The sequence below is a fragment of the Pseudomonadales bacterium genome, assembly GCA_013215025.1.
GTDB lineage: Bacteria > Pseudomonadota > Gammaproteobacteria > Pseudomonadales > DT-91 > DT-91.
On record JABSRR010000342.1, the window covers coordinates 1 to 1610 of the forward strand.

The window sequence follows — 1610 nt, forward strand, 5'->3', positions numbered from 1 at the left end:
TGCAAAAGAGTAAACGCGCTACCCTGGTGTCTCCTTTTGATCACCTCGATCATGCACCAGCAACAGCTTAAATCGAGATTCCAGGCACTTTTCAATCCAGAGTCATTTGCTTACAAAAATGCCTACACCCGAAGCATCGCTTCACGCATTTTTAAGTGTCATACGAATGAATTGGGCTATCACTGCTATCAATGCAATAACTCCGATTGTGGGCATCGGCAATTGCAATACCATAGCTGTGGCAATCGGCACTGTTGCTTTTGTGGTACACTCAAAAAAGAGGAATGGGTAGAAAGTAGAATAGACGACCTGCTGCCATGTCCTTATTACCACACCGTGTTCACTGTACCACATGAGTGGAATAGGGTAATGCTGCAAGCACCAACTCAGATGTACAAAATCCTGTTTGATGCGGCTTCACAAACTTTACTGAATTTGGGGCAAAACCCTAAGTATCTGGGAGCTGTTCCTGGCATCACCTCAGTACTCCACACCTGGGGGCAAAAACTGGATTATCATGTTCACCTGCATTGTATTGTCAGTGGTGGTGGCCTGAAAAACAATCAGTGGGTAGCTCCCAAAAGAGCTAATGGCAAGTTCTTGTTCCCTGTACCAGCATTAAAGAAAATGTACAAAGCCATTTTTTTGCGGTTGGTACGAGAACGAAAGTCAGAGCTATCTGTACCTATTCAACAAGTCGAAGAAGCCATTAAAGCTGCTGGACAAAAACATTGGAAAGTGTACGCCAAACAACCATTTGGTGGACCCGAACAGGTGATGAAGTACTTGGGCAGATACACCCATCGTACAGCGATTACCTATCACAGGATCAAGGCTGTCGGTGAGCATCACATCACCTTCACTTACAAGGATTATCGTGACAACCAGCAGAAGGAAATGACGCTCAACCATCAGGAGTTTCTTACCCGGTTTGAACGACATATCCTCCCTTATCGCTTTGTGCGAATACGCCATTATGGCTTACTCCAAAACCATGGAAAGACTGTCAGGCTTAATCAACTGCGTGAGGAGATGGATTGGGGCCAACCCGTGCCAAAAGTAGAAGTACCAGTCGCAATCCGAATGCTCGAAAAATATGGCAGGGATGTCACTAAGTGCGCTAAATGCGACGAAGGTAGATTAGAACTGCTCATGACCAAACGATTTGGCAAGGTTACCTATCACCGAGCAAGAGATGTACCATTGAATGAAGTGATGTAGAAAGAAGCCTCTGATGATCTACTTCAAGACATGTTATCAATGAATGCCTCTCAAGCAATGGGGAAAGGGGATGGTATGCTCAAAAAATAAAGGCGAAAGGTTCATATCAATCGTGAAGACCCTAAACCAACTCCACGTCACTAAGCATAGCAAAAAGGATCGAAGTACTTATCCACCTAGGCAATCAACAAGAACAGGTGTGCGGCCAACAACGAATAACTGATAAACCCATTTGCCTTGATCAACAGTTGAAAGAGACCTCTAAGAGCCTTGCCTTGAGGTCTCTTTTTTAGCGTTTATCAGCTATTCGGCTATTTGTTGGCTTTAGTTTTTATTTGTTAGGTGAGACATCTTTAATATTGTTGGTTTTGTCCTTGTCGTCATCAATT

1 pseudogene is annotated in these 1610 nt (G+C 44.0%); it reads left to right on the forward strand.

The window, feature by feature from the left end:
- Positions 1-51: 51 nt before the first annotated feature.
- Positions 52-1038 (forward strand): annotated as a pseudogene (locus tag HRU21_13490) (transposase).
- Positions 1039-1610 lie beyond the last annotated feature (572 nt).